Origin of the sequence: Hyphomicrobium sp., assembly GCF_019744875.1 — a bacterium.
In the GTDB taxonomy this organism is placed as follows: Bacteria; Pseudomonadota; Alphaproteobacteria; order Rhizobiales; family Hyphomicrobiaceae; genus Hyphomicrobium_C.
On the sequence record NZ_JAIETU010000002.1, the window covers coordinates 108,562 to 131,337 of the forward strand.

The 22,776-nt window shown below is 66.3% G+C and carries 19 protein-coding genes; 6 read left to right on the forward strand and 13 right to left on the reverse strand.

Annotation, left to right across the window (positions count from 1 at the left end; genetic code table 11):
* Positions 1 to 104: 104 nt before the first annotated feature.
* A complete protein-coding gene (gene xseA / locus K2Y42_RS00600; protein WP_291147366.1) occupies positions 105 to 1,841 on the reverse strand; it encodes an exodeoxyribonuclease VII large subunit in 1,737 nt (578 codons plus the stop codon).
* Between the two features lie 125 nt (positions 1,842 to 1,966).
* Between xseA and purD the strand changes: the two genes are divergently transcribed.
* From purD to K2Y42_RS00615, 3 genes are all read left to right on the forward strand, one after another.
* A complete protein-coding gene (gene purD, locus K2Y42_RS00605) occupies positions 1,967 to 3,253 on the forward strand; it encodes a phosphoribosylamine--glycine ligase (protein WP_291147369.1) in 1,287 nt (428 codons plus the stop codon).
* A complete protein-coding gene (locus K2Y42_RS00610) occupies positions 3,250 to 3,717 on the forward strand; it encodes a hypothetical protein (RefSeq protein WP_291147372.1) in 468 nt (155 codons plus the stop codon). The genes purD and K2Y42_RS00610 overlap by 4 nt, the downstream gene beginning before the upstream one ends.
* Positions 3,718 to 3,909: 192 nt before the next feature.
* A complete protein-coding gene (locus K2Y42_RS00615) occupies positions 3,910 to 5,874 on the forward strand; it encodes a PAS domain S-box protein (RefSeq protein WP_291147375.1) in 1,965 nt (654 codons plus the stop codon).
* A 64-nt stretch (positions 5,875 to 5,938) separates the two neighbouring features.
* Here the strand turns inward: K2Y42_RS00615 and K2Y42_RS00620 are convergent, their stop codons facing one another.
* Genes K2Y42_RS00620 through thiS form a run of 3 tightly spaced genes read right to left on the reverse strand, consistent with a single transcriptional unit; the run spans position 5,939 to position 7,690 of the window.
* Positions 5,939 to 6,577 carry a thiamine phosphate synthase gene (locus K2Y42_RS00620; protein WP_291147378.1) on the reverse strand — a complete coding sequence of 213 codons (639 nt, stop codon included), beginning with the start codon at positions 6,575 to 6,577 and terminating at the stop codon, positions 5,939 to 5,941.
* Positions 6,578 to 6,592: 15 nt separating this feature from the next.
* Complete coding sequence (locus K2Y42_RS00625; protein WP_291147380.1) at positions 6,593 to 7,447, reverse strand: thiazole synthase; 855 nt, start codon at positions 7,445 to 7,447, stop codon at positions 6,593 to 6,595.
* 6 nt (positions 7,448 to 7,453) lie between these two features.
* On the reverse strand, positions 7,454 to 7,690 hold the full coding sequence (gene thiS / locus K2Y42_RS00630; RefSeq protein ID WP_291147383.1) for a sulfur carrier protein ThiS: 237 nt from the start codon (positions 7,688 to 7,690) through the stop codon (positions 7,454 to 7,456).
* Positions 7,691 to 8,020: 330 nt separating this feature from the next.
* Here thiS and K2Y42_RS00635 point away from each other — a divergent pair, with 330 nt between their 5' ends.
* Positions 8,021 to 11,482, forward strand: a complete 3,462-nt coding sequence (locus tag K2Y42_RS00635) for an acyl-[ACP]--phospholipid O-acyltransferase (protein WP_291147386.1) — start codon at positions 8,021 to 8,023, stop codon at positions 11,480 to 11,482.
* 278 nt (positions 11,483 to 11,760) lie between these two features.
* Here the strand turns inward: K2Y42_RS00635 and K2Y42_RS00640 are convergent, their stop codons facing one another.
* The 7 genes from K2Y42_RS00640 to K2Y42_RS00670 all read right to left on the reverse strand — a co-directional run bounded on the left by K2Y42_RS00640 (position 11,761) and on the right by K2Y42_RS00670 (position 18,826).
* Entirely contained in the window at positions 11,761 to 12,045 is a 285-nt protein-coding gene (locus K2Y42_RS00640) for a hypothetical protein (RefSeq protein WP_291147388.1), read from the reverse strand.
* 183 nt (positions 12,046 to 12,228) lie between these two features.
* Positions 12,229 to 13,920, reverse strand: a complete 1,692-nt coding sequence (locus tag K2Y42_RS00645; protein WP_291147389.1) for an outer membrane beta-barrel protein — start codon at positions 13,918 to 13,920, stop codon at positions 12,229 to 12,231.
* A 181-nt stretch (positions 13,921 to 14,101) separates the two neighbouring features.
* A complete protein-coding gene (locus K2Y42_RS00650; protein ID WP_291147391.1) occupies positions 14,102 to 14,560 on the reverse strand; it encodes an NfeD family protein in 459 nt (152 codons plus the stop codon).
* Positions 14,561 to 14,580: 20 nt separating this feature from the next.
* The gene (locus K2Y42_RS00655; RefSeq protein ID WP_291147393.1) at positions 14,581 to 15,549 is read right to left on the reverse strand and encodes an SPFH domain-containing protein; all 969 of its coding nucleotides are present in this window, start codon (positions 15,547 to 15,549) and stop codon (positions 14,581 to 14,583) included.
* Between the two features lie 146 nt (positions 15,550 to 15,695).
* On the reverse strand, positions 15,696 to 16,748 hold the full coding sequence (gene hemH / locus K2Y42_RS00660; protein ID WP_291147395.1) for a ferrochelatase: 1,053 nt from the start codon (positions 16,746 to 16,748) through the stop codon (positions 15,696 to 15,698).
* Positions 16,749 to 16,878: 130 nt separating this feature from the next.
* Positions 16,879 to 17,835 (reverse strand): CHAD domain-containing protein, encoded by a 957-nt coding sequence (locus K2Y42_RS00665; protein ID WP_291147397.1) that lies wholly within the window; start codon positions 17,833 to 17,835, stop codon positions 16,879 to 16,881.
* Between the two features lie 91 nt (positions 17,836 to 17,926).
* On the reverse strand, positions 17,927 to 18,826 hold the full coding sequence (locus K2Y42_RS00670; protein ID WP_291147399.1) for a hypothetical protein: 900 nt from the start codon (positions 18,824 to 18,826) through the stop codon (positions 17,927 to 17,929).
* A 220-nt stretch (positions 18,827 to 19,046) separates the two neighbouring features.
* Between K2Y42_RS00670 and K2Y42_RS00675 the strand changes: the two genes are divergently transcribed.
* Positions 19,047 to 19,904: a DUF1499 domain-containing protein gene (locus K2Y42_RS00675; RefSeq protein ID WP_291147401.1), complete on the forward strand. Its 858-nt coding sequence runs from the start codon at positions 19,047 to 19,049 to the stop codon at positions 19,902 to 19,904.
* On the opposite strand, the gene K2Y42_RS00680 is transcribed toward K2Y42_RS00675, so the two are convergent.
* Both K2Y42_RS00680 and K2Y42_RS00685 read right to left on the reverse strand, forming a co-directional pair.
* Positions 19,855 to 20,748 carry an MBL fold metallo-hydrolase gene (locus K2Y42_RS00680; RefSeq protein WP_291147402.1) on the reverse strand — a complete coding sequence of 298 codons (894 nt, stop codon included), beginning with the start codon at positions 20,746 to 20,748 and terminating at the stop codon, positions 19,855 to 19,857. The genes K2Y42_RS00675 and K2Y42_RS00680 overlap by 50 nt on opposite strands.
* Positions 20,749 to 20,899: 151 nt before the next feature.
* Entirely contained in the window at positions 20,900 to 21,895 is a 996-nt protein-coding gene (locus K2Y42_RS00685) for an MBL fold metallo-hydrolase (protein WP_291147404.1), read from the reverse strand.
* 61 nt (positions 21,896 to 21,956) lie between these two features.
* Between K2Y42_RS00685 and K2Y42_RS00690 the strand changes: the two genes are divergently transcribed.
* Positions 21,957 to 22,754: a helix-turn-helix transcriptional regulator gene (locus K2Y42_RS00690; protein ID WP_291147406.1), complete on the forward strand. Its 798-nt coding sequence runs from the start codon at positions 21,957 to 21,959 to the stop codon at positions 22,752 to 22,754.
* Positions 22,755 to 22,776 lie beyond the last annotated feature (22 nt).

Here is a 22,776-nt window from a genome sequence, read left to right on the forward strand (position 1 = left end):
CTCTCTGCCCCGGAATGCCTGGCTCTTGGGGCTGTGCGCCCTCGGTCTCGTATGAAATTGCCAATTGGAGCCAAGCCGTCAAGGCTGGGCGGGTGGAATTCGGCTCAGAACAGGCTGCCTTGGCCTTTTGTCGCGCGGGGGCGGGCGGCCGGCGGCGCCTTCTCGCCGCTGGAGGACGGCGCGCTGGGCGCCGGACCGGAGGGGGAACGCCCAGGTCCTGCCGTGCCTGTCACGTCGGCTGAGATGCGGCCGTCGGCAAACTCGATCTGGATCGCCTGACCGGCCTGAGTTGCGGCGGTCGAGCGGATCATCGCGCCCGTCGTGTCGCGGACAAGGGCGAAACCACGGGCGAGCACGCTCTGATAGCCGAGGGAGGCCAGCAGCTTGCCGTGGCCGTCGAGCTGGCGGCGACCCCGGTCGAGCGCTGCCGCCATGGCGCGGCGGGCGCGGGTCGTCTGCGCGTCGAGGCGTTCGCCGCAGCGGTCGACGCGGTGGCGGATTGGCGCGGGCTGCAGGCGTCCGGCGGCGTGCTGGAGCTGGGCGCGGCGGACGGCGGCCGTTTTGCGCAGACACTCCCGTGCGCGCCGCTCGAAGCTGTCGAGGCGGTCGGCCGCGCGGGCCAGCCGGTTGGCAAGCAGCCCCGTGTGCAGTCGCGACGTCACGCGGATGTGGCGCGTATGATGCGCCTGCGTGTTGGACGCCAGCGCGCGGCCGAGGCGGGCGCTCGCTGTGTCGATGCGCTGGCGCGGCTGGGCGACGAGCAAGCGCGGGTTCGGCAAGCGTCCCGCAACCTGGGCGAAGCGCGTGTGGCTGCGCTGGATGCGGGCGCCGAGTGCGCCGTCGAGGCGATGGGAAATCGAATCCAATCTCTGGCGCGGCAGCGCGGCGAGGTCCTCGGCGCGGGGCAGGCCGCGCTCGGCGGATTTCAGGTCGCGGCGCAGCGCGTCGAGGGCGCGACGGATGGCGGCCGTCAAGCGGAGCGCCAGCTTGCCCGTTTCCTGCAGCAGGTCGGAATACTTGGGAACGGCCCATTCGGCGGCCTTGGTGGGCGTCGGCGCGCGGGCGTCGGCGACGAGGTCGATCAGCGTCCAGTCGGTTTCGTGACCGACGGCGGAGATGACGGGGATCGTGCTGTCGGCCACGGCGCGGACGACGGCTTCGTCGTTGAAGCCCCACAGGTCTTCGAGGCTGCCGCCGCCGCGCGCGACGATCAGCACATCGGGGCGGGGGATTTGCCCTAGGGGATCGAGCGCATTGAAGCCGCGGATGGCGGCGGTGATTTCGGCGGCGCTGCCTTCGCCCTGCACGCGCACCGGCCAGACGATGACGCGCGTCGGAAAGCGTTCACGAAAGCCCGCGAGCATGTCGCGGATGACGGCGCCAGTGGGGCTCGTGACGATGCCGACGACGCGCGGCAGATGCGGGAGCGGACGCTTTCTCGCGTCCGCGAAAAGACCTTCGGCGGCAAGCTTGCGCTTGCGCTCCTCGAGCTGCGCCATCAGGGCGCCGAGGCCGGCCGGCTCCAGGCTCTCGATGACGATCTGGTACTTCGAGGAGCCCGGGAACGAGGAGATCTTGCCGGTGGCGATGACCTCCATGCCCTCCTCGGGGCGGATCTTCAGCTTGCTCCAGACGCCGCGCCAGACGACCGCGTCGATCTTCGCCTTGTCGTCCTTGAGCGAGAAATAGCAATGGCCGGAGGCGTGGGGCCCGCGATAGCCCGAGATCTCGCCGCGCAGGCGCACATGGCCGAACCCGTCCTCCAGCGCGCGCTTGACCGCGTTTGAGAGCTCGGAGACAGTGAATTCGGCGACGTTTCCGGCGGAAGAAGAAGCGGCCACGAATCGGTCCTTGCTTGCTGGGGGGAGCCAGCATGATACAGCGTCATTTGCATTTTGATGCCGGTTTTGACATCAGGATGGAATACGCCCGGACAATTCAACGACTTTAAGGACCCTTCGCACACATGAACGTACTTCTCATCGGCGGAGGCGGTCGGGAGCACGCGCTCGCGTGGGCATTGAATGCGAGCCCGCTCTTAACCAAGCTCTACGCGGCACCGGGCAATGCGGGCATCGCGGACGTCGCCAAATGCGTGGCGCTCGATGCGGCAGACCACGGAGCGGTTTTGCGCTTCGTCAAGGATCAAGCGATCGACTTCGTGATCATCGGGCCGGAGGCGCCGCTGGTGGCAGGGCTCTCCGATGCACTGGCGGGTGTCGGCGTCAAGCACTTCGGTCCCTCGCGCGCGGCGAGCCAACTCGAAGGCTCGAAGGGCTTCACCAAGGATCTTTGCCGCGAGGCGGGGATTCCGACCGGCTCCTACGGGCGCTTCAGCGACGCCCATTCGGCGCGCTGCTATCTCGAGCGGCACGGGCTGCCGATCGTCGTGAAGGCGGACGGGCTTGCGGCCGGTAAGGGCGTCGTCGTGGCGACCACGCGGGCGGAAGCGGAAGCTGCGGTGGACGCGTGCTTTGCGGGCGCGTTCGGCGCGGCGGGCGCGGAAGTTCTGATCGAGGAGTTTCTCGACGGCGAAGAGGCGAGCTTCTTTGCGCTTTGCGACGGGCGCGATGCGGTGGCGCTGGCGACGGCGCAGGATCACAAGCGCGTCGGCGACGGCGACACCGGTCCGAACACGGGCGGCATGGGTGCCTACTCGCCCGCTCCGGTCATGACGCCGGCGCTCGTCGAGCGCACGATGCGCGAGATCATCCGGCCGACGGTCGCGGCGATGGCTGCGCGTGGAACGCCATTCAAGGGCGTGCTGTTCGCCGGCCTCATGATCACCGCCGATGGCCCGAAGCTGATCGAGTACAACGTGCGTTTCGGCGACCCCGAAACGCAGGTGCTGATGGTGCGTCTCAATTCGGATCTTCTTGCCGCGATGCTCGCGACGGCGGACGGAGAGCTGCGCCGGCTCGACCTGCATTGGCGCGACGACGCGGCGCTGACAGTCGTGCTGGCGGCCGAGGGCTATCCCGGCACGCCGACTAAGGGCACGGAAATTCGCGGGCTGGATGAGGCGCGGCGGACGCCGGGCGTCGAGATCTTCCATGCCGGCACGCGGCGCGACGGGGATCGCGTGCTCGCCGACGGTGGGCGCGTGTTGAACGTCACGGCCGTCGGGGCAACAGTCGCGGAGGCGCAGCAACGCGCGTACGCCGCCATCGCCAAGATCGACTGGCCAGGCGGGTTCTGCCGTCACGACATCGGATGGCGTGCGGTGGCGCGTGAAAAGGGGGCGCGCGGATGATCGCGTCCCGGCAGCTCGCGCAGCGAATTTCGGCCGTGCTCGCCGTCTTCGGCGTTTTTCTTCTGTCGCTTGCGGCGCCCGCGTTCGCGCTCGGCGAGGACATGATCGCGGAAGAGAAGCGGATCCGGCCCGATCCTGTGCTGATGGCCGAGATGAAGATCATTCGCGACCTGACGCTCGACATTCATTCGCTCGTGACGCATCGCAGGCTCTCGCCCGCCGCCGGGCGGAGCTTTCAGGACAAGATCAAGGGCGCGCTCGGCAGGATCCAGGCGGGGACGACACTGATCGGGGAACCGCGAGATTCGCTGACCGCCATGGTGCAGGACATTTCTGCTGGTGCGGCGGCGATTGCGGGGAAAGATCCTTCGACAGAGCCGATCGACGGCATCGTGCTGATCGACGATGCGCTCGCGCGCTATGGCACGCTGTTCGACGATCCGGAGTGGGAACCGCTGCGGTAGCGCAGATCGGGGTGCTCCATTCTGCCCGTGGACGAGATCGGCCAGTGCGCTCGAAGACGTCTGTTCGCGGACGGTTGAAATCGTTGGCGTAAATCGCCTCAACGCGACCTCTCATGCCGAAATTTTACACGGGCTTAACCACAAAGCACCAATGCTTGCGTCCAATCCGATTCCGAACCGTGGTTGCCCCTCATGCTTTGGCAGAATGCAAACGCAGGCAATGATGCTGCCCTGCGAACAGCCGTCGACCGCTCGTTGGCAGTGATCAGTTTTGACCTCGACGGCAAAATTGTCGATGCGAACGCAAACTTCCTGGCCACCACGGGGTTTGCCAGAGAGGACGTGATCGGCAGGCATCACAAAATCTTCGTGCCCGAAGCCGAGGCGAAGCTTGCGAGCTATGCGTCCTTCTGGGACGACCTTCGAAAAGGCGAAATGAAGCAAGGCGAGTTCCGCCGGATCGCCAAGGGCGGCAAAGAGATCTGGCTTCGCGCGACTTACAATCCGGTGTTCGATAAAAAAGGCGCGCCCATCAGCATCGTCAAAATCGCATCGGATATCACCGCGGAAAAGCAGCGGTCTCTCGACGACTCCGGGCAACTGGCGGCCATTCATCGCTCTCAGGCCGTCATCGAGTTCTCGGTGGATGGGAAAATCCTGGGAGCCAACGAGAACTTCCTGTCGGCGATGGGCTACCGGAGCGAAGAGATCGTCGGTCAGCATCATCGGATGTTCGTGTCGCCGGAGGAAGCGGCGAGCCAGGATTACGCGCGGTTCTGGGAAGAGCTCGGACGTGGCAAGTTCCAGGCTGCCGAGTACTGCCGGTTCGCGAAATGCGGCAAGGCAGTTTGGATCCGCGCAACCTACAATCCGATCCTGGGCGGAGACGGACGGCCCGTGAAGGTCGTCAAATTCGCTATCAACGTCACGGCAGAGAAGCTCAGAAACGCCGACTACGAGTGCCAGATTGCCGCCATCAACCGGACGCAGGCCGTCATTTCGTTCGCGCTGGACGGGACGATCCTCGACGCCAACGAGAATTTCCTAAAGGCAACCGGGTACCCGCTCGGCGAGGTGAAGGGCCAGCATCATCGGATGTTCGTCGAGCCGAACTTCGCGAACAAGGATGAGTATCGCGTGTTCTGGGAGCGCCTGGGACAGGGCATTCCGGTTCAAGGAATCTATCAGCGCTTTGCGAAAGGCGGGCGGCCGATCTGGCTCCAGGCCACCTACAACCCCATTCTGGACGCGGCCGGCAAGCCCTGGAAGGTGGTGAAATACGCCGACGACATCACCTCGAGCATGGATGCGAGGACGCGTGCGGTGTCTGCTGCTGAAAGTACCTTGAGCAATGTCGAAGCCGTTGCGGACGCCGCGGAGGACATGAGCGATACGGTTCGCAACCTCGTGACCAACATGAATGGCGCCAAGCGCGCTGTGACTGAGATCAATTCTCAAGCGACCACGATCGACCACTCGACGAACAAGATGCGCGATGCGGCAAAGTCGATGGACAGCGTCGTGCAGTTGATCGCGCAGGTCGCCAAGGAAACGAACATGCTCGCGCTCAACGCGACCATCGAAGCGGCGCGAGCCGGCGAGTCGGGTCGTGGCTTTGCGGTTGTGGCGCAGGAGGTGAAAAGCCTCGCGGCTCAGACGGCAAACGCGACGACAAGAATTTCATCGGAGATCGCCGCGATGCAAACCATCGCGGACGAGGTTGTGACGACGCTCGCGAGCGTCACGGGGGCCATCCAGCAGGCTCACGGGCTGGTTGAGACCGCAACGTCCGAGATCGAGGCGCAGAGCTCTGTGACCGTCGAAATTTCCGACAACATGAGAACGACGGCCGATGACGTCGCGAGTATCGCGCGCACGCTCGATGACTGGATCATCGGCATGGAGGAGCGCTGTTTCGACGAGAGACGGCGCGTCAACACGCCCGTTAAACTGCTTCTTTCCAACGGGGCCAGCATTGCTGGATCGTTGAGGAATCTGTCGCGGGGTGGCGGCAAGTTGCTCGTTGCCGATCCGCAGTCCGTGCCGGACTTCTTCCAGCTGCAGATCGACGGCGAAAGCGACATGCGCAATTGCCAGGTCATTCGCCGCGGCTCGAACGAAGTTGGCGTACGCTTCCGGAGCGCAATGCGGGCGTGAGTGCGGCGGATATGCCCGCTCTCGGTCAAGAGCTGGCACTTGTGAGGCCGACGTCTCGAGTTACTCAGCCGCGGACGGTTGCCGCCCAGTCGAGCCAGAGACGCACGCGCGCCTCAGGATGCGGGGCGGTCATGAAATCGGTGATGACGGCGATGCTGTCGGCGCCAGCGGCCTTCACGGCGGTTGCGCGCTCGGGCGTGATGCCGCCGATGGCGACGAGCGGTAGCGCACCGATGCGCCTTTTCCACGCGCCGATGCGCTCCAGTCCCTGCGGCGCCCACTTCATGGCCTTGAGCTTCGTTTCGTAGATGGGGCCTAGCGCGACGTAGGCCGGGTCGGCTGCGAGCGCGGTTTCGAGCTCGTCTTCGCTGTGGGTCGAGAGGCCGAGGGCAATCCCGGCGCGCCGGATTGCGGCGAGATCGGCGTCGGCGAGATCTTCCTGGCCGAGGTGGAGGTCTGTCGCGCCGAGGTCGATGGCGGCCTGCCAGTAATCGTTGACGATGAGGCGGCAGCCCGCGGGCTTGGCGATCGCGATGGCAGCGGCGATTTCGGCGCGCGCGTCTTCGGGCGTGATGTCCTTGGCGCGGAGCTGGATCGTGCGCACGCCGAGCGGAACCAGGCGCGCGACCCAGGCTGCGGTCGGCACGATCGGATAGAAGACATCCGGTGCAGGGTGGGGTGCGGCGGGGCTATGCGATGTCATGCTGGCCTCATCGGCTCACGTCGATCGGCTCGCGTCGCCGGGGCCGAAATCGAAGAACGGCGTGCCGGCTACCGGTGTCGAGGGCTGGGCGCGGTCACTCGGCGCCATCAATCCGGCTTCGAAGGCCTCGCGGCCAGCTTCGATGGCGGAGGCGAAGGCGGCGGCCATGCGGACCGGATCGTGCGCGCGGGCGACGGCGGTGTTGAGCAGCACCGCGTCGTAGCCCATTTCCATGGCGGCCGCGGCGTGAGACGGCGCGCCGATGCCGGCGTCGATGACGAGGGGTAGATCCGGGAAGTAGGCGCGGAGCGTTTTCAGCGCATGCGGGTTCGACAACCCGCGCGCCGTGCCGATGGGCGAGCCCCAGGGCATCAGCACGCGGCAGCCCGCGGACACGAGCCGCTCGGCGGCCGAAAGATCCTCGGTGGTGTACGGAAAGACTTTGAAGCCGCGCTTGGCAAGCTCGGTTGCGGCTTCGACGAGGCCGAAGAGATCCGGCTGGAGCGTGTCGTCGTTGGCGATCACTTCCAGTTTGATCCAATCGGTTTCGAGAAGCTCGCGCGCCATCTCGGCGGTGGTGATGGCTTCGCGCGCGGTGCGGCATCCGGCGGTGTTCGGCAGCAGGTGGACGGGAAGCGCGCGGATGAGATCGAGAAAGCGCGTGCCGGTGCGCCCACGCGCCTGCTCGCGCCGGAGCGAGACGGTGACGATGGCGGCGCGCGAGGCGTGGATCGCGTCGCTCATGACCTTGGGCGAGGGATAGAGCGCGCTGCCGAGCAGGAGACGCGAGGCGACGTTCACGCCGTAGAAGGCGAGGGGTTTGCGGTCGGGCGAGGCGGCGACACCACGCACGGGTTCGGTCTGGTTCATGATGGCCTAGCCGCCTTGGCGAACGGTGAGGATCTCGATGCGGTCGCCGGCTCCGAGCGATGTCGCGGCGCGCAGGCGCTCGGCCACGAAGTCGCCGTTGAGGGCAGTTGCCACCTTCACGCCGGCGAACCCCTGCTTGTCGACAAGCTCGGCAAGGGTTGCGGCGGCCGTGGCGAGGGGCTGGCCGTTGACGATGATCTCGCGCTCTCGGTTCGTCGCCGTTGTGGTCGTGGTCGTGTCCATGTCCTCGGCCGTGGGTTCGCGCCTCAACGATGAGGTAAGCGCTCGAAAGCGGCGTTGCCAGACGTCATCGTGACGCCCGGCGGGGTTAGCCGGCAGCATCCGCTCCCGGGCGAAGGGTGTCAATTCGACAAGGATCGTAGGCCATCTAGAGCAGACGGGCCGATGCAACCTGTTGAAACGGGCGATCAACTCCTTCTGGATGCTTAACTTTACCGCCAACTCCCATTGACTTCGCCACAAAGAGCCGCTGTTTGACCATGATCGGGCCCACTGGTTCGGCATTATCCGTTCCCGAAGGGCCATTGCCCGTCTTCCCAGGGTCACCACACCATGTTCAAAGCGCTGATCACAAGCCGCCGTTTCGCGCCGTTGTTCTGGTGCCAGTTTCTTTCGGCGCTCAACGACAACTTCGTCAAGAACGCGCTCGTCATCCTGATCCTGTTCAAGATCGGGTCGGAGTCGGGGGGCGCGCTGGTGGCGCTGGCGGGCGCGGTGCTGGTGGCGCCGTTCTTCATTCTGTCCGGCATCGGCGGCGAGATGGCCGACCGGTACGATAAGGCCATCGTCGCAGAAAAACTCAAGCGCGCGGAAATTCCGGTCGCGATCATCGCGGCGCTCGGGTTCGTGCTGCAGTCCGTGCCGCTGCTGTTCGTGGCACTCGGGCTCTACGGCGTGATCGCGGCACTGTTCGGTCCGATCAAGTACGGCATCCTGCCGGCGCTGCTCGAGCCGAAAGAGCTGCCCGCCGGCAACGCGTTCGTCGAGAGCGCGACGTTTGCGGCCATCCTCGTCGGCACCATCGGCGGCGGCATGGCGGCTTCCGACACAAACGGCGTGTGGGTGCTGGCCGGGCTCGTCGTCGGACTTGCCGTGCTGTGCTGGTTCTCGGCGTCGCTGATCCCGAAGATGGGTGCGGCCGCGCCCGGTCTCGCCATCGACTACAATCCCTGGACGTCCACGAAGTCGCTGCTGGTTCACCTGCGCGGCGACCGGCGTCTCTGGGTGGGCGGCCTCATCACATCCTGGTTCTGGCTGGTCGGCACCGTGGTGCTGTCGCTGCTGCCGGTTCTGATCAAGGACATCATCGGCGGTGGGGAAAGCGTCGCCATTCTGGCGCTCGTCGTATTCACGATCGGCATTGCCATCGGCTCGGCAGGAGCGGCGCGTGCCAGCCGGACACGGCCCAATCTCGCGCTGGTGCCGATCGGCGCGCTGCTGATGGGCTGCTTCTCACTCGATCTCGCGTGGACGGCGTCCGGCCTCGTTAAATCGGCTGACGTGCTGACGGTCGGCGGGCTGCTTGGCACTGTTACGGGCTGGCGCATCCTGATCGACCTCATGGGTCTCGCGGTTGCGGGCGGTTTCTACATCGTGCCGGCCTTCGCGGCCGTGCAGCTCTGGGCGCCGGCCGACGAGCGGGCGCGCACGATCGGCGCGTGCAACGTTCTTTCCGCGCTGTTCATGACGGTTGCGAGCCTCGGCATCGCGATGCTGCAGGCAGCGGGTGCGGGGCTTCCTCTGCTGCTGGCGCTGCTGGGTGCCGCCAACCTCGTCGTGATGGTGCTGATCCTGCGCGCCTGGGGCAAGGAGGGCATCCAGGATGTCGGCGTGTTCCTGTTCCGGCAGTTCATGGGGCTCGAAGTGCGCGGCTACGACAACCTGCCGCCGGCCGGTACGCGCACGATCATCGCGCCCAATCACGTGAGCCTGCTCGATGCGCCGATCATGTATTCGATCCTGCCGTCGCACGCCGCGTTCGCCATCGATACCGCCATGGCGCAGAAGAGCTGGATCAAGCCGTTCCTGAAGCTCGTCAACGCGCAGTCCATCGATCCGACCAAGCCGCTCGGCACACGCCATCTGATCCAGGCCGTGAAGGGTGGCGAGACGCTGGTGATCTTCCCCGAGGGCCGTCTCACGGTGACGGGCGGCCTCATGAAAGTCTACGACGGCACCGCCATGATCGCCGACAAGGCGGATGCGGTGATCGTACCGGTGCGCATCGACGGGCCGGAGCGGAGCCATTTCGGCTATCTCAACCGGTTCCAGGCGCGCAAGACGCTGTTCCCCAAGACGACGGTTACGATCCTGGCGCCGGTGAAGCTCGATGTGCCCGAAGGGCTCAGGGGCAAGGCGCGCCGTCAGGCGGCCGGCATGGCGCTGCAGGATCTCATGGTCGAAACGGCCGTGCGCACCGCCAATCTCGATCAGACGCTGTTCTCGGCGCTGGCGGAAGCGAAGGAAACCCGCGACACCGGCAAGCCCGCAGTCGAGGATCCGCTGGGCGCGAAGCTCTCCTACGGCAAGCTGATCACGAGTGCGCAGGTGCTGGGCGCGAAGCTCGCGCCGCTTGCGCCGGAGGGCGCTGCGGTCGGCGTCATGCTGCCCAACTCGGTCGGCGTGGTGGTGTGCTTCTTCGCGTTGCAGACGATCGGCCGCGTGCCGGCGATGCTGAACTTCACGGCCGGTCCGCAGAACGTCGACGCGGCCTGCCGCGCCGCGAAGGTTGAGGTGGTGCTCACGTCGCGCGCGTTCGTCGAGAAGGCGCACCTCGAAGCGGTGGTCGCAAAGATCGGCGAAGGCCGGCGCATCGTCTATCTCGAGGACGTCAGGGCTTCGATCAAGTTTTCCGACAAGGTGCGCGGGCTGCTGGCGGGCAGCCGGGCGCTGGTCGAGCGCGGGGCGAACGATCCGGCGGCGATCCTGTTCACGTCGGGCTCGGAAGGGCTTCCGAAGGGCGTCGTGCTGTCTCATCGCAACATGCTCGCCAACGCGTTGCAGAGCCTGACGCGCGTCTCGGTCAACGGCCAGGACAAGGTGTTCAACGTGCTGCCGGTGTTCCATTCGTTCGGACTGACGGCGGGGCTCGTGATGCCGCTCGTCGCGGGCGTGCCGGTCTATCTCTACCCGACGCCGCTGCATTACCGCATCGTGCCGGAGCTGGTGTACGGCTCGAACGCCACGATCCTGTTTGGCACGGATACGTTCCTCAACGGCTACGCGCGCACGGCGCACCCTTACGATTTCGCGCGCGTGCGGCTGATTCTGGCGGGCGCGGAAGCCGTGAAGGAGCGGACGCGGCAGATCTACATGGAAAAGTTCGGCGTGCGTATTCTCGAAGGCTACGGCGTCACCGAGACGGCGCCCGTGCTCGCCATCAATACGCCACTGGCCAACAAGTCCGGCACGGTGGGCCGGCTTTCGCCCCTGATGGAGGCGCGCCTCGATCCGGTGCCCGGCATCGAGGGTGCGGGGCGGCTGTTCGTGCGCGGGCCGAACGTCATGCTAGGCTACATGCGCGCTGAAAATCCCGGCGTGCTGGAGCCGCCGCAGGACGGCTGGCATGACACGGGGGATATCGTCGCCATCGATGCGCAGGGCTTCCTGTCGATCAAGGGGCGCGCCAAGCGGTTCGCGAAGATCGCGGGCGAGATGGTGTCGCTGTCGGCGGTCGAGGCGCTGGCGACGGAGCTGTGGCCGGCCGTGACGAGCGTGGTGGTGGCGCTGCCGGATGCCCGCAAGGGCGAGCGGCTGGTGCTGATGACGAGCGACGCGTCTGCTTCGCGCGATGCGTTTGCGCGTTTCGCGCGCCAGAAGGGCGCCAACGAGCTGATGGTGCCGGCCGACATTCTAACGGTTCCGAGCGTGCCTCTGCTGGGTAGTGGCAAGCCGGACTATGTGGCGGCGCTGGCGCTCGCCAAGGAGCGCATGGCCTCGCAGCCGCGCAAGGCGGAGGCGCTGGTGTCCGAGCCGGCGCTGCCAGGTCCGGCGCTTGGGCCGCCCGTGGTGTGAGTCAGAGACCGGTCTGTGACGTGTCTGGATCCCGGCCTTCGCCGGGATGACGGGTTTTGCGTGGGCGGCCGCTCGATCACCTAGCACCGTTCCACGGTGGAAGCGGGTGGGACGCCCAGAGTGCTCGCAACAAACGCGTGCTTCTGGAAAAGTGGGGTCCGGTCATGGCGGAGCCGTGCTGGCGAGGCATGGCGAAGCCGCGCAAGAAACAACGACGTCCGAACAGGAGCACGCCTTGGGTTAAAGGCTTTCCGTGATCAAGCCAACGTCGGAAAGATCTAGCGGCGTTCCTTGTCGCGCTGCCAATAGAGGAACGCGGTCGTCACGAGCGCGGTCAGGATGATCGTGCCGATGATGTCGCTGCGCTTGATGAAGGCGAGCCACACATCGATACCGCCGAGCGAACCGCCGCGGCCGACGAGGAAACCATTGATCATCATCACGAAGAGCACGACGGCTGCCGTCAGCACGGCGGCCATGGCGACATGCAGCGACCGCTTCATGACGCGTGGCATCATGGCGACCTTGCGGTTTCCAACGGCGAACTGAGTACGGTCGGACATGGCAGGCTCCCTGCGTTCAAACGTGCGATCGGGTGGCGGCATGCGCTCGAATCCTCAAGCGAATCAATCAAGTTCTCAATCTAGACGGCTCGGGACCGGACGCAACGCTCCGCGTGAGCATAAGAAAGCGCGGCGCAAGGCACTCATTCAAGTCGATGCGTCGCTACTTTTCGCAAGCGAACGCTATCGGCGCAGGCGCGCGCCCACGCGAATCTCGTCGCTGTCGTAGTCACGATTGACTTCGTTTGAGTCAAAGTTGAGATGCTGGTAGCGCGTGAACAGCACCAGCTCCGGGCTCGCGTAGTACTCCGCGCCGAGATACGTGATCAGCTCGTTCTCGCGTATGGTGGTCGCGTCGTAGTCGTAGTTCGTGACGGCGAGGCCAGCGGTCGCGATGAGATAGCGGCGGAAGGCGTGGCGCGCCTCCAGCCCAACGGTATGGGTGATGACGCCGCCGGAGAGTTCCGTCGTCGTTTCGTAGATGTCGCTCTGAGCTGTGAGCAGGAACGACGTGATCTCGCTCGGCCGCCACGCGAGGTTGGCGTCGAACAGGAAGGCATCGACCTCTTTCAGGCGGCTGTCGTCGGGGTTCTGCTGGCCGTAGCCGGCGCTGATCGTGCCGCGCAGGATGGCGCCGGTGGCGCCGAAATCGAGACCGATGCGCGTGCGCGTGCCTTTGGATGAGCGTGAAATCCCGTCGGGCGGCGTGGCCTCCTTGTCGCGCTGGTTCCACTCCTGCTCGGCGTAGACGGACAAGGTCGGCTTGAATTCCCAGGTGGCGCGGCCGGTCTGAGTGGTCTCGAGCGTATCGCGATCCGCATTGCTGATGCCGTTGGCGTCGGAATAAGCGGTGTCGGTGATCGCGCCGCGCAATTGCACGGACAGGCGGTTGAAGCGGTGGTTCAGCGCAAGGTTGGCGCGATCGACGGTGACGTCCGCGCGCTCGCCTGCGGTGTTCGCGTCGATGCCGGAGCGCGATTCCTGGCTCAAGTCGTGAGAGGCGAGGCCCTGCAGGTTCGTGCGGCGCGTGATGTCCAGGCGGCCGCGCGCTTCGACGCCCCAGGCGCGATCGTCCTCGGTTGCGAATTCATCGTAAAAGCTCGACACCGTCGTGCCGCGCAGTTCGACCGCGTGGCGCGTCCAGTTCGACACGAAGCGCGAGGTCGAGCGGATCTCGGCTGCGATATCGGAACTCGGCGTTGGCGAGCTCAGCACGTTGTTCGTGGCGAGGCCGCCAATCTCGATCTCGGGGAAGAACACGAAGCTGCCGATCTTGATGCCGACAGGATCATACGGCTCGAACCGCGCGAGGCGCGCCGGGCGGCGGTCGGTCTCGATGGGATCGATGTCCTCGATCTGAAACAGCAGCGGGTCGTGGCCGGCAGGCGGATTGGCGAACACGTCCACGTCTTCGACCGGGCGCGTGTCGCGGTTCGGGTCATCGCCGTCGTTGGGTGCCTGGGGCTCTGCAAGATCGATGACGCCATCTTCGCCCATCAGACCGTCCTGAGGCGCGGCGGGTTCGCCGTCGGCCGGGTCGCCCGACGCGCTGTTTGTCGGATCGTTGCTTTCCTGGTCGGGAGCATCGGCTGAGGCGTCGGCGAACCCATCTTCGGATTGATCACCGGCATCGGGATCTGAGTAGAGGTTCTGGTCGGAGCGGCGCGGACGCCTGGCCGGCATCTCATACGCGCCGGCCTGCTCGTCGGCGGATTGAGACGGGCGTGTCCGGGTTGCTGTGCTTGAAGGATCGGCGCTGCGCGCGGACGGCTCCGCGTACTGGGCGGCGGCGCGCGGCACATGCAAAACGGCCGCAGTCAGCGTTGCGACCGCGAAACCGAACAGGATCAGACCAAGCCGCCAGACCACGGTCACGTGGCGCCCTCATGAGGAATTTCCACACGCGAACGCACACCCTGGCGCGGCCCGGAACGCGGGTCGTCGCTGGTGCTGACACTAGGGAGGGGCGGTTAAGGAGCTGTTAAGTGGGCGCGGGGCAGCGGGCAACCGGCAGCCGAGGGAGGTCGGCAGTTGAGGCAGTCGGCAGGCGTGAGCGTTAGGCGGGTTCGACGACGAAGACGGTGCCGTTAGCGCCGGTGATGCGGACGCGCGAGCCCTTGGGCGCATCCGAGCCGGAGGCCGGCCAGAGCGTATCGCCGACGCGCACGCGGCCGCGTCCGTCGGAAATGTCCTCTTCCACCACGACGATCCGGCCGAAGTACTGAGCGCTGCGCTGGTTGAGATCCTTTTCGGCGCTTTCGACGGTTTGCGCGTTGGCGAAACGGCGCACGCCGAACACGGTCGCGACCGAAATTACCGCAAACAAGGTGAGCTGCCACGGCAGGCTCAGCGCATCGCCGAGGCCCATCGCGATCGCGCCAACGATCACGGCCGAAAGACCGAACCAGAGAAAATGCACACCCGGGATGATCGTTTCGAGGGCCATCAGGAACAGGCCGATGATGAACCAGTTCCAGGGGCCGAGGCCGGCGAAAAAGTCGGTGAGTGCGGACATGTCGAGGTTTCCCGTGTGCCTTATGACTTGGACGTGGGAACGCTGGTGGCGCGTGCGGGAGCGGCGGGAGCCCCTGGCGTGCCGAACGCTTCGCCCGTGATCTGGGCGAGGCCTGCGAGCGAGCCGATGACGGATGACGCTTCGAGCGGCATCAGGATCACCTTCTGGTTGGGCGCGGAGGCGAGGGCTTCGAGCGCCTTCACGTAGTTGTTGGCGACGAAGTAGTTGATGGCCTGCACGCTGCCGTTGGCGATGGCGGTCGAGACGAGCTCGGTCGCCTTGGCTTCGGCTTCGGCCGCGCGCTCGCGAGCTTCGGCGTCCTTGAAGGCGGCTTCGCGGCGGCCTTCGGCTTCGAGCACGACGGCCTGCTTGGCGCCTTCGGCCTTCAGGATCGCGGCGGCGCGCAAGCCTTCGCTTTCGAGGATCTGGGCGCGCTTCTCGCGCTCTGCCTTCATCTGGCGGGCCATGCTGTCGATCAGGTCGCGGGGCGGTGCGATGTCCTTGATCTCGATGCGCGTGACCTTGACGCCCCACGATTCCGTCGCCGCGTCGACGACGTGCAGGAGCTGCGAATTGATCTTGTCGCGATTGGAGAGCAACTCGTCGAGCGCCATCGAGCCCATGACGGTACGGATGTTCGTCATCGTCAGGTTGATGGTGGCGTGCTCGAGGTTGTCGACTTCGTAGGCCGACTTGGCGGCGTTCAGCACCTGGAAGAAGGCGACGCCGTCAACGCGGACCATGGCGTTGTCGAGGGTGATGACGTCCTGGCTCGGGATGTCGATCACCTGCTCCTTGACGTTCACGTGGTGGCCGATGCGTTCGACGACGGGAACCAGGAAGTGGAGGCCCGGGGTGAGCGTGCGGGTGTACCGGCCGAAGCTTTCGACCGTGTAGTTGTAGCCCTGGGGGACGACCTTGACCGTCGACCAGAGTACGGCTGCGGCCAGTACGATCAGCACCAGACCGAAGACTTCAAAACCGCCCATCTTAAGACCTTTCCCGAAACGTCGTTGGACCCTGTCGGTCCGAGTACTGCATTATTGCCCGCACACTACGCAGGAATCATGGCGCAGTCAGCGACCACATAACGGGATGCTTACTCAGTTTCTTACGGAATTGACGGGGTAGAATTCTATAGCCAACCCGAGAGTTCGCGGCGCACCACGGCCTCGATGACGTCGAGGCCATGCTCGCTGTCGTTGAGGGCCGGGAGGTAGGCGAACTTCTCGCCGCCGCCGCCTTCGAAAATGTGGCGGTTCTCGCCGTCCAGCTCCTCGAGCGTTTCGAGGCAGTCGGCGGAAAAGCCCGGCGCGACGAGGGCGAGGGACTTCACCCCTTCGGCGGCCAGGCGCTCGACGGTCTTGTCGGTGTAGGGCTGCAGCCACGGATCGTTGCCGAAGCGGGACTGGAACGTCGTCAGCCAGCGGTCCTGGGGCCAACCGAGCGCATCACGCAACAGGCGTGACGTCTTCTGGCAGTGGCAGTGGTAGGGGTCGCCCTTGGCGAAGTACTTTTCGGGCATGCCGTGGAAGGTGGCGATGATGCGCTCGGGCTCGAAGTCGAGCTTGGCGAGGCTCTCGCGCATCGAGGCGGCGAGGGCTGCGATGTAGGCGGGATCGTCGTGATAGGCGGGGGCGACGCGGACGGCGGGCTGGCGGCGCATTTTGAGGAGCGCGCGGAACGCGTGATCGGCGGCGGTCGCGGTGGTGGCGGCGGCGTACTGCGGATAGAGCGGCAGCAGGAGAATGCGTTCGCAGCCGGCGGCGACGAGGGCTTCGAGCCGGCTCTCGGTCGACGGATTGGCGTAGCGCATGGCCCAGTCGACGACCACGTTCGGGAACGCGGAGAGGCGGGCGGCGAGCTTTTCAGCCTGTCCGCGCGTGATGGTCTTCAACGGACCTTCGTTGCACTCGTTGTTCCAGATGGTGGCGTAGTCGCGGCCTTTGCGTCCGGGACGTACCGTCAGGATGATGAGATTGAGGATCGGCCACCACTTCCACTTCGGTTCCTCGATGACGCGCTCGTCCGAGAGGAATTCCTTGAGGTAGCGGCGCATGGACCAATAGTCCGTGCCGTCGGGCGTGCCGAGATTGAGCAGCAGGACGCCGACTTTGCCATAGGCAATATCGGGATGGTCCTTCGGCCAATGGGTGCGGTCCGCCTGGCGGTCTTTTGGGGTGGACATCCTTCGGTCATCTCCGTGCGGCCGCGCGGGCCGTTCCGTCTTTAGTTGCGCGCTTCCGCTTGGGCTTACAAGCGCCTTGAGCGTCCAAGGCCTTGAACGAGGCGGGCGGGCGTCCGGATCAGTCTCTCGATCATTCCCCGGCGAGGGCCTCGAGGGTCACTTTTTCGGTTCCGCGGTGCGCGGCGTCGAGGGCCTCGTCGGCGTGAGACCTAGCGGCGGCCGCCGACCAGATGGCGCCAATGCGGCGCGCGAAGGCCTTCGGCCGCTCCGAGAAGATCATGTCTCCTCTCGGGCGCGCGGCGCGCCGCAGCAGCTCCTGGCGCTCGCAGATGAAGCGTTCGATCGCGGTGCGGTCGTTCGCGGCAAGCGCATCGGGTGCGAGGGAGCCGACGCGCAGCTTCAGGATCGCCAGATCATGGTCGTTGCCGAGAATTTGTGACAGCTCGCGTGCGACGCCGACACCGGCATCGAAGTGTTCGGGCCAGGCGCGCGAGAGCAGCGCCATGTGCCGCCAGTAGCTTTGCGCGCCCTTGCGCCAGTCGTGGAAGCTCTCGTCGCCCTGGTCGTGATAGGCCACCGCGAAAAGCCGCACGCCCCGGCGATAGCTGCGCTCGAGACCGCGCTCCAGCGTGTGAAAGTCATCCGGTTCGATCTTCAGGCGGCGGAAGCGGTTCAGCGCGCGGTCGAGCTGGGTGAGAGCGCCGCTCCGGTCCGGGGCGGGCTGGTCGGCGAGGTCGGCCAGGATCGCGACCTTCAGGCGCTGAATGGCGGGCTGAACGTGCGCGGGCGCGTCGGCGGCGAGCTTCAGGATCGTCTCGCGCATCACGTGATCGTCGCGCGCGGGGGCGAGCTGGGCGGAGATGGTGCGGAAACGCGCGTTCTCGGTTTGGAAAATCTGCTCGCCCAGGCCCTCACGCGCCAGCCGGAGAAGGGCGCGCGTGCGCTTCAGGCACTTGCGCGCTTCGTGGATTTCCGAGACGGGATCCGAGGCCGCCATCACCTGGCGGCGGGCGCGCTCGATCTGCTCGGCTCCGATGCGCCGGAAGCCTTTCTCAATCGGTTCGTCGAGTTTGAAACGAAAGGCCATTTCGAAGCGCGCGCCCGTGGCTGATCAGCCCGGAGTTATAGCGGCAGCGCGCGAACATTGTAAATCGCGGCGGGGTCGGGCGCGAGGCGCCTCATTGCGCTGCGGGCTGACTGCTGAGCCGGATCATGGTGATGCAACCCGATGCCGCGCTCGGAGGGGTTTCGCCAGCCGGAACAGGAACCGATTGCCACGGCGCGTCCGCGTCGATGCCATGCGCGGCGCAGGCTGGCGGCGTGTCTCCGGCGGGGGCGGGGCCGGCCTGTTCGACGTGCGTGCGTCCGCCGATGACCGTGAGCTCGCCGTCGCCGCGCTTGGTTTCCCGCCAGGCGTTCAACTGTTCGCGCGCGGTACAGCGGCCGGCGTCGCTGCAGCCTGCGGGCAGCGCGACGGAGGCAAGCCAGATGGCGCGGCCGGCATCCATGAGCCTGACGGCTGTCGCGGTGGTCGGAGGAGGAGTGCCTGCCGGATCGCTTTCCGGCGCGTCGCGCGCTTCGAGGAGCAGTCCGGCGCTCCGGGCCGTGACGCGCAAGTCCGGGCGCGCCTTGATGGCAATTGCGGTGATCGTGGGATCGCCGGCGTTCGTGCCGCGCGCGCTGTTTGACGCGGAGGCGAGGCCGCGCGAGACGATCAGGCGCCAGGTGCGTGGCGGAAACAGCCGCCGCAACGGGGCGGCCGCATGCACGCCCTGGATCAGCACCGCATCGGCCTCGGCGATGGCGGCGAGAGGACTGTCGGGCGCGGCCGCTTTGACCTTGGGCTCGCTCTTGCGTTCGGATCCGAACGACGTGCGCCAGGCCGACTGATCGGCGCTCACGGGTTTGGGCGGGGCGAGGGCCGGGACCTCGGCGAGGTCGAGAATCGCGATGGTCAATCCGGCGGGCGCGGGTGCGGTGCCGGATCCGCCGGCCAGTGCGCCCGGCGCGGAGAGCGAGGCGGCGATTGCGGCCGAGCAGCCTGCGATCCGCGCGAACGTGGATGCGGTCTGTCGCAATAATCTCTGCGGCGATCTCTGGGGCCGGGCACTGCGAGCGGTGGGGTGGCGTGCGGTCACACGGCTTCTCCCAGAGACAGAGGGGGCGAGGCGGAAACGAATGGCAGCGGGCATCGCCGGCCCGCTTCATGTGGGCTTGAGTGACGCGGCGCTACAATTCGTCCAAATCCGGCGTTATCCTTGAGCGAGTCCGTCATCCAGGCAAGGAAATCGAAGTTTTATGCTTGCTGTTCCGGAAAGAGAGCCGGCGTCGAGCCGATGGGCGACGCGGGCGGCGCTGTTTGCGTTTGGGCTCATCGTCGCCACGGCATTTCTGCACCGGCTGTTCGGCGTGGATACGCCGGTGGCGTTCAATCTCGTGCTCGTCGCGCTGCTGATCGCCATCGGCTCGGTTGCCTGTGCGCTGATTGCGGCGCTGACGATCTGGAGCACGGGGCGGCCCGGGACCTCGCGCGTGCTGTTCGCGCTCTGCCTCAGCGTCGGGCTGCTCACGCTGCCGTTGTTCTATCAGGTGTGGCTCCGGTCTTTCCCGATGCTGCCCGACATCACCACGGACGCGGCCAATCCACCGGCATTGACGGCCGCCGTGCGCCTGCGCGGTCCCGGAGACAACTCCGTCCGCTACAACCGCGCCAAGTGGAGCGAGCAGCAGGCGGTGGCCTATCCCGATATTCAGCCGATGACGATCCCGCGCTCGGGCGAGGAAACCTACGCGCTGGTGGTTGACGCCGTGAAGCGGCTCAAGATGGACCTTACGCGCGAGGATCCTCCCGATGCCGAGGCGGGCACGCCGGGTGTGGTCGAAGCCGTCGACAAGACGCTGATCATGGGCTTCCTCGACGATGTCGCGGTGCGCGTTTCGGGCGGCGAGGAGCAGAGCCGCGTCGACATCCGGTCGGCGTCGCGGTTTGGCCGTGGCGACATGGGACGTAATGCGGAGCGCATCCGCGCGCTCATGGTCGAGATCCGCGCCCGCGTCGATGCCACGATGCCGGCCGCCAAAGATGCGCGCCAGCAAGGCGGGAAGGCTAAGCCGGAGAAAGAGGGCGGTCCCAAGCCGGGAGCCCGTCGCAAGTAAGCCCGTCGCACGTGACAAGGCCGCGCTCGATCAGGTGCTCGACGTGGGCCTGCACCGAAAGCGCCGCTGCGCTCGTCAGCCTGCCATCGATGGTGGGATAGACGACGGGCACGATGTCCGAGATCGTGCCGACGCCGTCGCGGATCGCATCGAGGATCGAATCCTCGCGCCACCGGCGGTGCAGCAAGTAGGCTTTGACCGTGCGCTGGGGCTCGTCCACGCGCCCGCCGTGCCCCGGCAGGTAGATGCTCTCGCTGCGCCCGAGCAGGCGTTCGAGGGATGCGATGTAAGCCGCCATCGAGCCTTCGGGCGGCGCGACGAGCGACGTGTTCCACGCCATGACGTGGTCGCCGGAAAACAGCACGCCGCGCCCCAGCAGGGCGAAGCACAGATGATCGGGTGCGTGGCCCGGCGTGTGCAGCGCTTCGAGGCGCCACTCGGGCCCCTCGACGATGTCGCCGTCGCCCAGGATCACGTCCGGCTCAAAGACGTAATCGATGAACTCGGAGCCTTGCGGTTTCGTGTCGGGGCCAACGGGGGGGATGTCGGCTCGGCCGTAAGCCATCACCGGCGCGCCCGTGGCGGCCTTGAGCGCATCGGCGCCGTCGACGTGGTCGCGGTGGGCGTGAGTGACGATGATCTGGCGGATCGGCCGGCCAGCCGCCGCTTTCAAAATCGCTTCGAGGTGCGCGCCGTCGCGTGGGCCGGGATCGATGACGGCAAGTTCGGTCATTCCGACGAGATAGGTGTTCGTGCCCTTGAAGGTTAACGGGCTCGGATTTTCGGCAACGATGCGCACGATGCCGGGGCTCACGGGCGACGGCACGCCGTAAGCGAAGGTCATCGATGTCTTGAATGACAGCTCGTGCGGCATGCGCGTGTGTTGCCCGGTCGGTTTCTGGCCGGCAACGTTAGTCGATCGATCGGCCCGCCGCAAAGGCGACGCCGGGTCGCTCATCGCCCCGGCGCTTCGCCCAAGACTTAAAACCGGCGACCTACAAGTTGAGCTGGTAGGTGTGGGCGAGCCAGCGGTAGGCGCCTGGCGTCGTGCGCTCGACATAGCCGACCGAAGGAAACGGCATGTGGTAGCCGATAACGGGAATGCGTTCCGTCGCGAGCATGTCGTAGACGCGCTTGCGGGTCGCGGCCCCCTGTTCCTTGTCGCCATCGAACACGCAATGCCAATCCGGCTTGGCGAGGGACGCGACCTGATGATGGGCGCAATCGCCCCAGAAATAGATTTCCTTCCCCTCGCTCGCGATGCGGAAATTCAAATGGCCCGGGGTGTGGCCGTAGGCTTCCACGGCCGTGATGCCGGGCACAACTTCGTCGCCGGGCTTGAGGAACGTAAAGCGCTCGGCGAGGCTCTTGGTGTTGGCGCGGAAGACGGAGGCGAACTTTTCCAGCTCGCCCGTGTGTTTTCCTTCCGGCGCCCAGAAGTCGTATTCGACCTGGCCAATGACATAGCGCGCGTTGGGAAAGAGCGGCTTGCCGCCGTTCATGATGCCGCCGACGTGGTCGGGGTGGCCGTGGCTGATGACGACGATGTCCACCTCTTCGGGCTTGATGCCGGCCGGCGCGAGGCCGTCCGCCAGCCATCCGCCGGCGGGGCGCGGGACGAAGCCGTTTTCGCCGTTGCCGGTGTCGAACAGCACGACTTCGCGCCCAGTGTTGACGACTGTTGGCGAAAAGCCCGGCTGGTAGCGGGTTTCGGGCAGGAGATTATCGCGCATCAGTTTCCGCACGTCGGCTTCGTTGGCGTTGGCGCCGATGATCGGGTAGGGGCCGTCGATGAAAACCTCCGAGTCGGCCACGATCGTCAGCTCGAACTGGCCGAGCTTGTACCGCCAGTGACGGGGCTGGGCTGCTCCGAGCTTGGCGGCCGCGCCGAGCGCGCTGTTGGCAAATGGGGCGAGGACCAATGGTGCTGCAGAGGCCGCCGCCAGGGTCGAAAGCACCGCGCGCCGGTTCGGCATGTTGGATTTGGTCATTGAGATCGCGTCTCCCAGTTGCTATCGGCGGAGGACGTTAGGGCACGAGGGGAGCGGGCGCTTGAACGAACGTGCTGCGAATGCACCGCCGGACCTGCCGGGAGCGCTTCTGCCCATTTGGCATCTGGAAGCGGACCGCGCGCTGTTTATCGGGCCGCTCGGCCACAACGCGCCGCATGCGCACAGCGTGCCGGTGCTGTTGGCTGGTGTGTATGGGGCCGTCCGCCTGCGGATTGCAGACGGTCCCTGGCAGCGCTGCGAGGCGGCGGCGGTTCCCGCGGGCGTGAACTACGAATTCGATGTCGAAGGCCAGCCGCTCGCAGTGCTCTACCTCGAACCGCAAGCAGGGCGTGTCGATGGGCTCGCGCCGTTCGTCACGAACGCCTGCGAGACGTCGGGTGCGCTCCTCGGGAAAAGCGCGCTCACTGCTTCGCTGCGCGAACTCTACGAAGCGCGCGACGGCGCGGCGTGGGCGGGACAGTCACTCGAAGATCTGTTCGCCTACTCCGCGCATCGTGCACGCCGCGACATCGATCCAAGGATCGCGCGCGCGCTTTCGGACCTGACTGTCGAGACGGGACCGGAGATAACGGCTCAGCAGGCGGCGGCGCGCGTGGACCTCTCGTCATCGCGCTTTCAACATCTCTTCGCCGCGGAGGTCGGTGTGCCGTTCCGGCGTTATCGGGTGTGGCTGCGCTTGCGCCATGCGATCGCGGAAATCATTGCCGGCAGCACCTTCACGGACGCGGCCCACGCGGCCGGGTTTGCGGATCAGGCGCATTTCTCGCGCGCGTTCCGCCAGGCGTTCGGCGCCTCCGCCTCGCCGAGCTTGCGCAAGGTGCGCCGCGCGGTGGTCTGACGGCGGTTGCGGAGCGCTCGGA

Excerpts from the sequence above, each read along its gene's own strand:
- K2Y42_RS00635 (WP_291147386.1), top strand. The coding sequence starts at position 8,021 with ATGTTCAAAGCGCTGATCACAAGCCGCCGTTTCGCGCCGTTGTTCTGG.
- K2Y42_RS00640 (WP_291147388.1), bottom strand. The coding sequence starts at position 12,045 with ATGTCCGACCGTACTCAGTTCGCCGTTGGAAACCGCAAGGTCGCCATG.
- K2Y42_RS00620 (WP_291147378.1), bottom strand. The coding sequence starts at position 6,577 with ATGACATCGCATAGCCCCGCCGCACCCCACCCTGCACCGGATGTCTTC.
- K2Y42_RS00680 (WP_291147402.1), bottom strand. The coding sequence starts at position 20,748 with ATGACCTTCGCTTACGGCGTGCCGTCGCCCGTGAGCCCCGGCATCGTG.
- K2Y42_RS00685 (WP_291147404.1), bottom strand. The coding sequence starts at position 21,895 with ATGACCAAATCCAACATGCCGAACCGGCGCGCGGTGCTTTCGACCCTG.
- K2Y42_RS00675 (WP_291147401.1), top strand. The coding sequence starts at position 19,047 with ATGCTTGCTGTTCCGGAAAGAGAGCCGGCGTCGAGCCGATGGGCGACG.
- K2Y42_RS00625 (WP_291147380.1), bottom strand. The coding sequence starts at position 7,447 with ATGAACCAGACCGAACCCGTGCGTGGTGTCGCCGCCTCGCCCGACCGC.
- hemH (WP_291147395.1), bottom strand. The coding sequence starts at position 16,748 with ATGTCCACCCCAAAAGACCGCCAGGCGGACCGCACCCATTGGCCGAAG.
- K2Y42_RS00655 (WP_291147393.1), bottom strand. The coding sequence starts at position 15,549 with ATGGGCGGTTTTGAAGTCTTCGGTCTGGTGCTGATCGTACTGGCCGCA.
- purD (WP_291147369.1), top strand. The coding sequence starts at position 1,967 with ATGAACGTACTTCTCATCGGCGGAGGCGGTCGGGAGCACGCGCTCGCG.
- K2Y42_RS00665 (WP_291147397.1), bottom strand. The coding sequence starts at position 17,835 with ATGGCCTTTCGTTTCAAACTCGACGAACCGATTGAGAAAGGCTTCCGG.
- K2Y42_RS00615 (WP_291147375.1), top strand. The coding sequence starts at position 3,910 with ATGCTTTGGCAGAATGCAAACGCAGGCAATGATGCTGCCCTGCGAACA.
- thiS (WP_291147383.1), bottom strand. The coding sequence starts at position 7,690 with ATGGACACGACCACGACCACAACGGCGACGAACCGAGAGCGCGAGATC.
- K2Y42_RS00610 (WP_291147372.1), top strand. The coding sequence starts at position 3,250 with ATGATCGCGTCCCGGCAGCTCGCGCAGCGAATTTCGGCCGTGCTCGCC.
- K2Y42_RS00650 (WP_291147391.1), bottom strand. The coding sequence starts at position 14,560 with ATGTCCGCACTCACCGACTTTTTCGCCGGCCTCGGCCCCTGGAACTGG.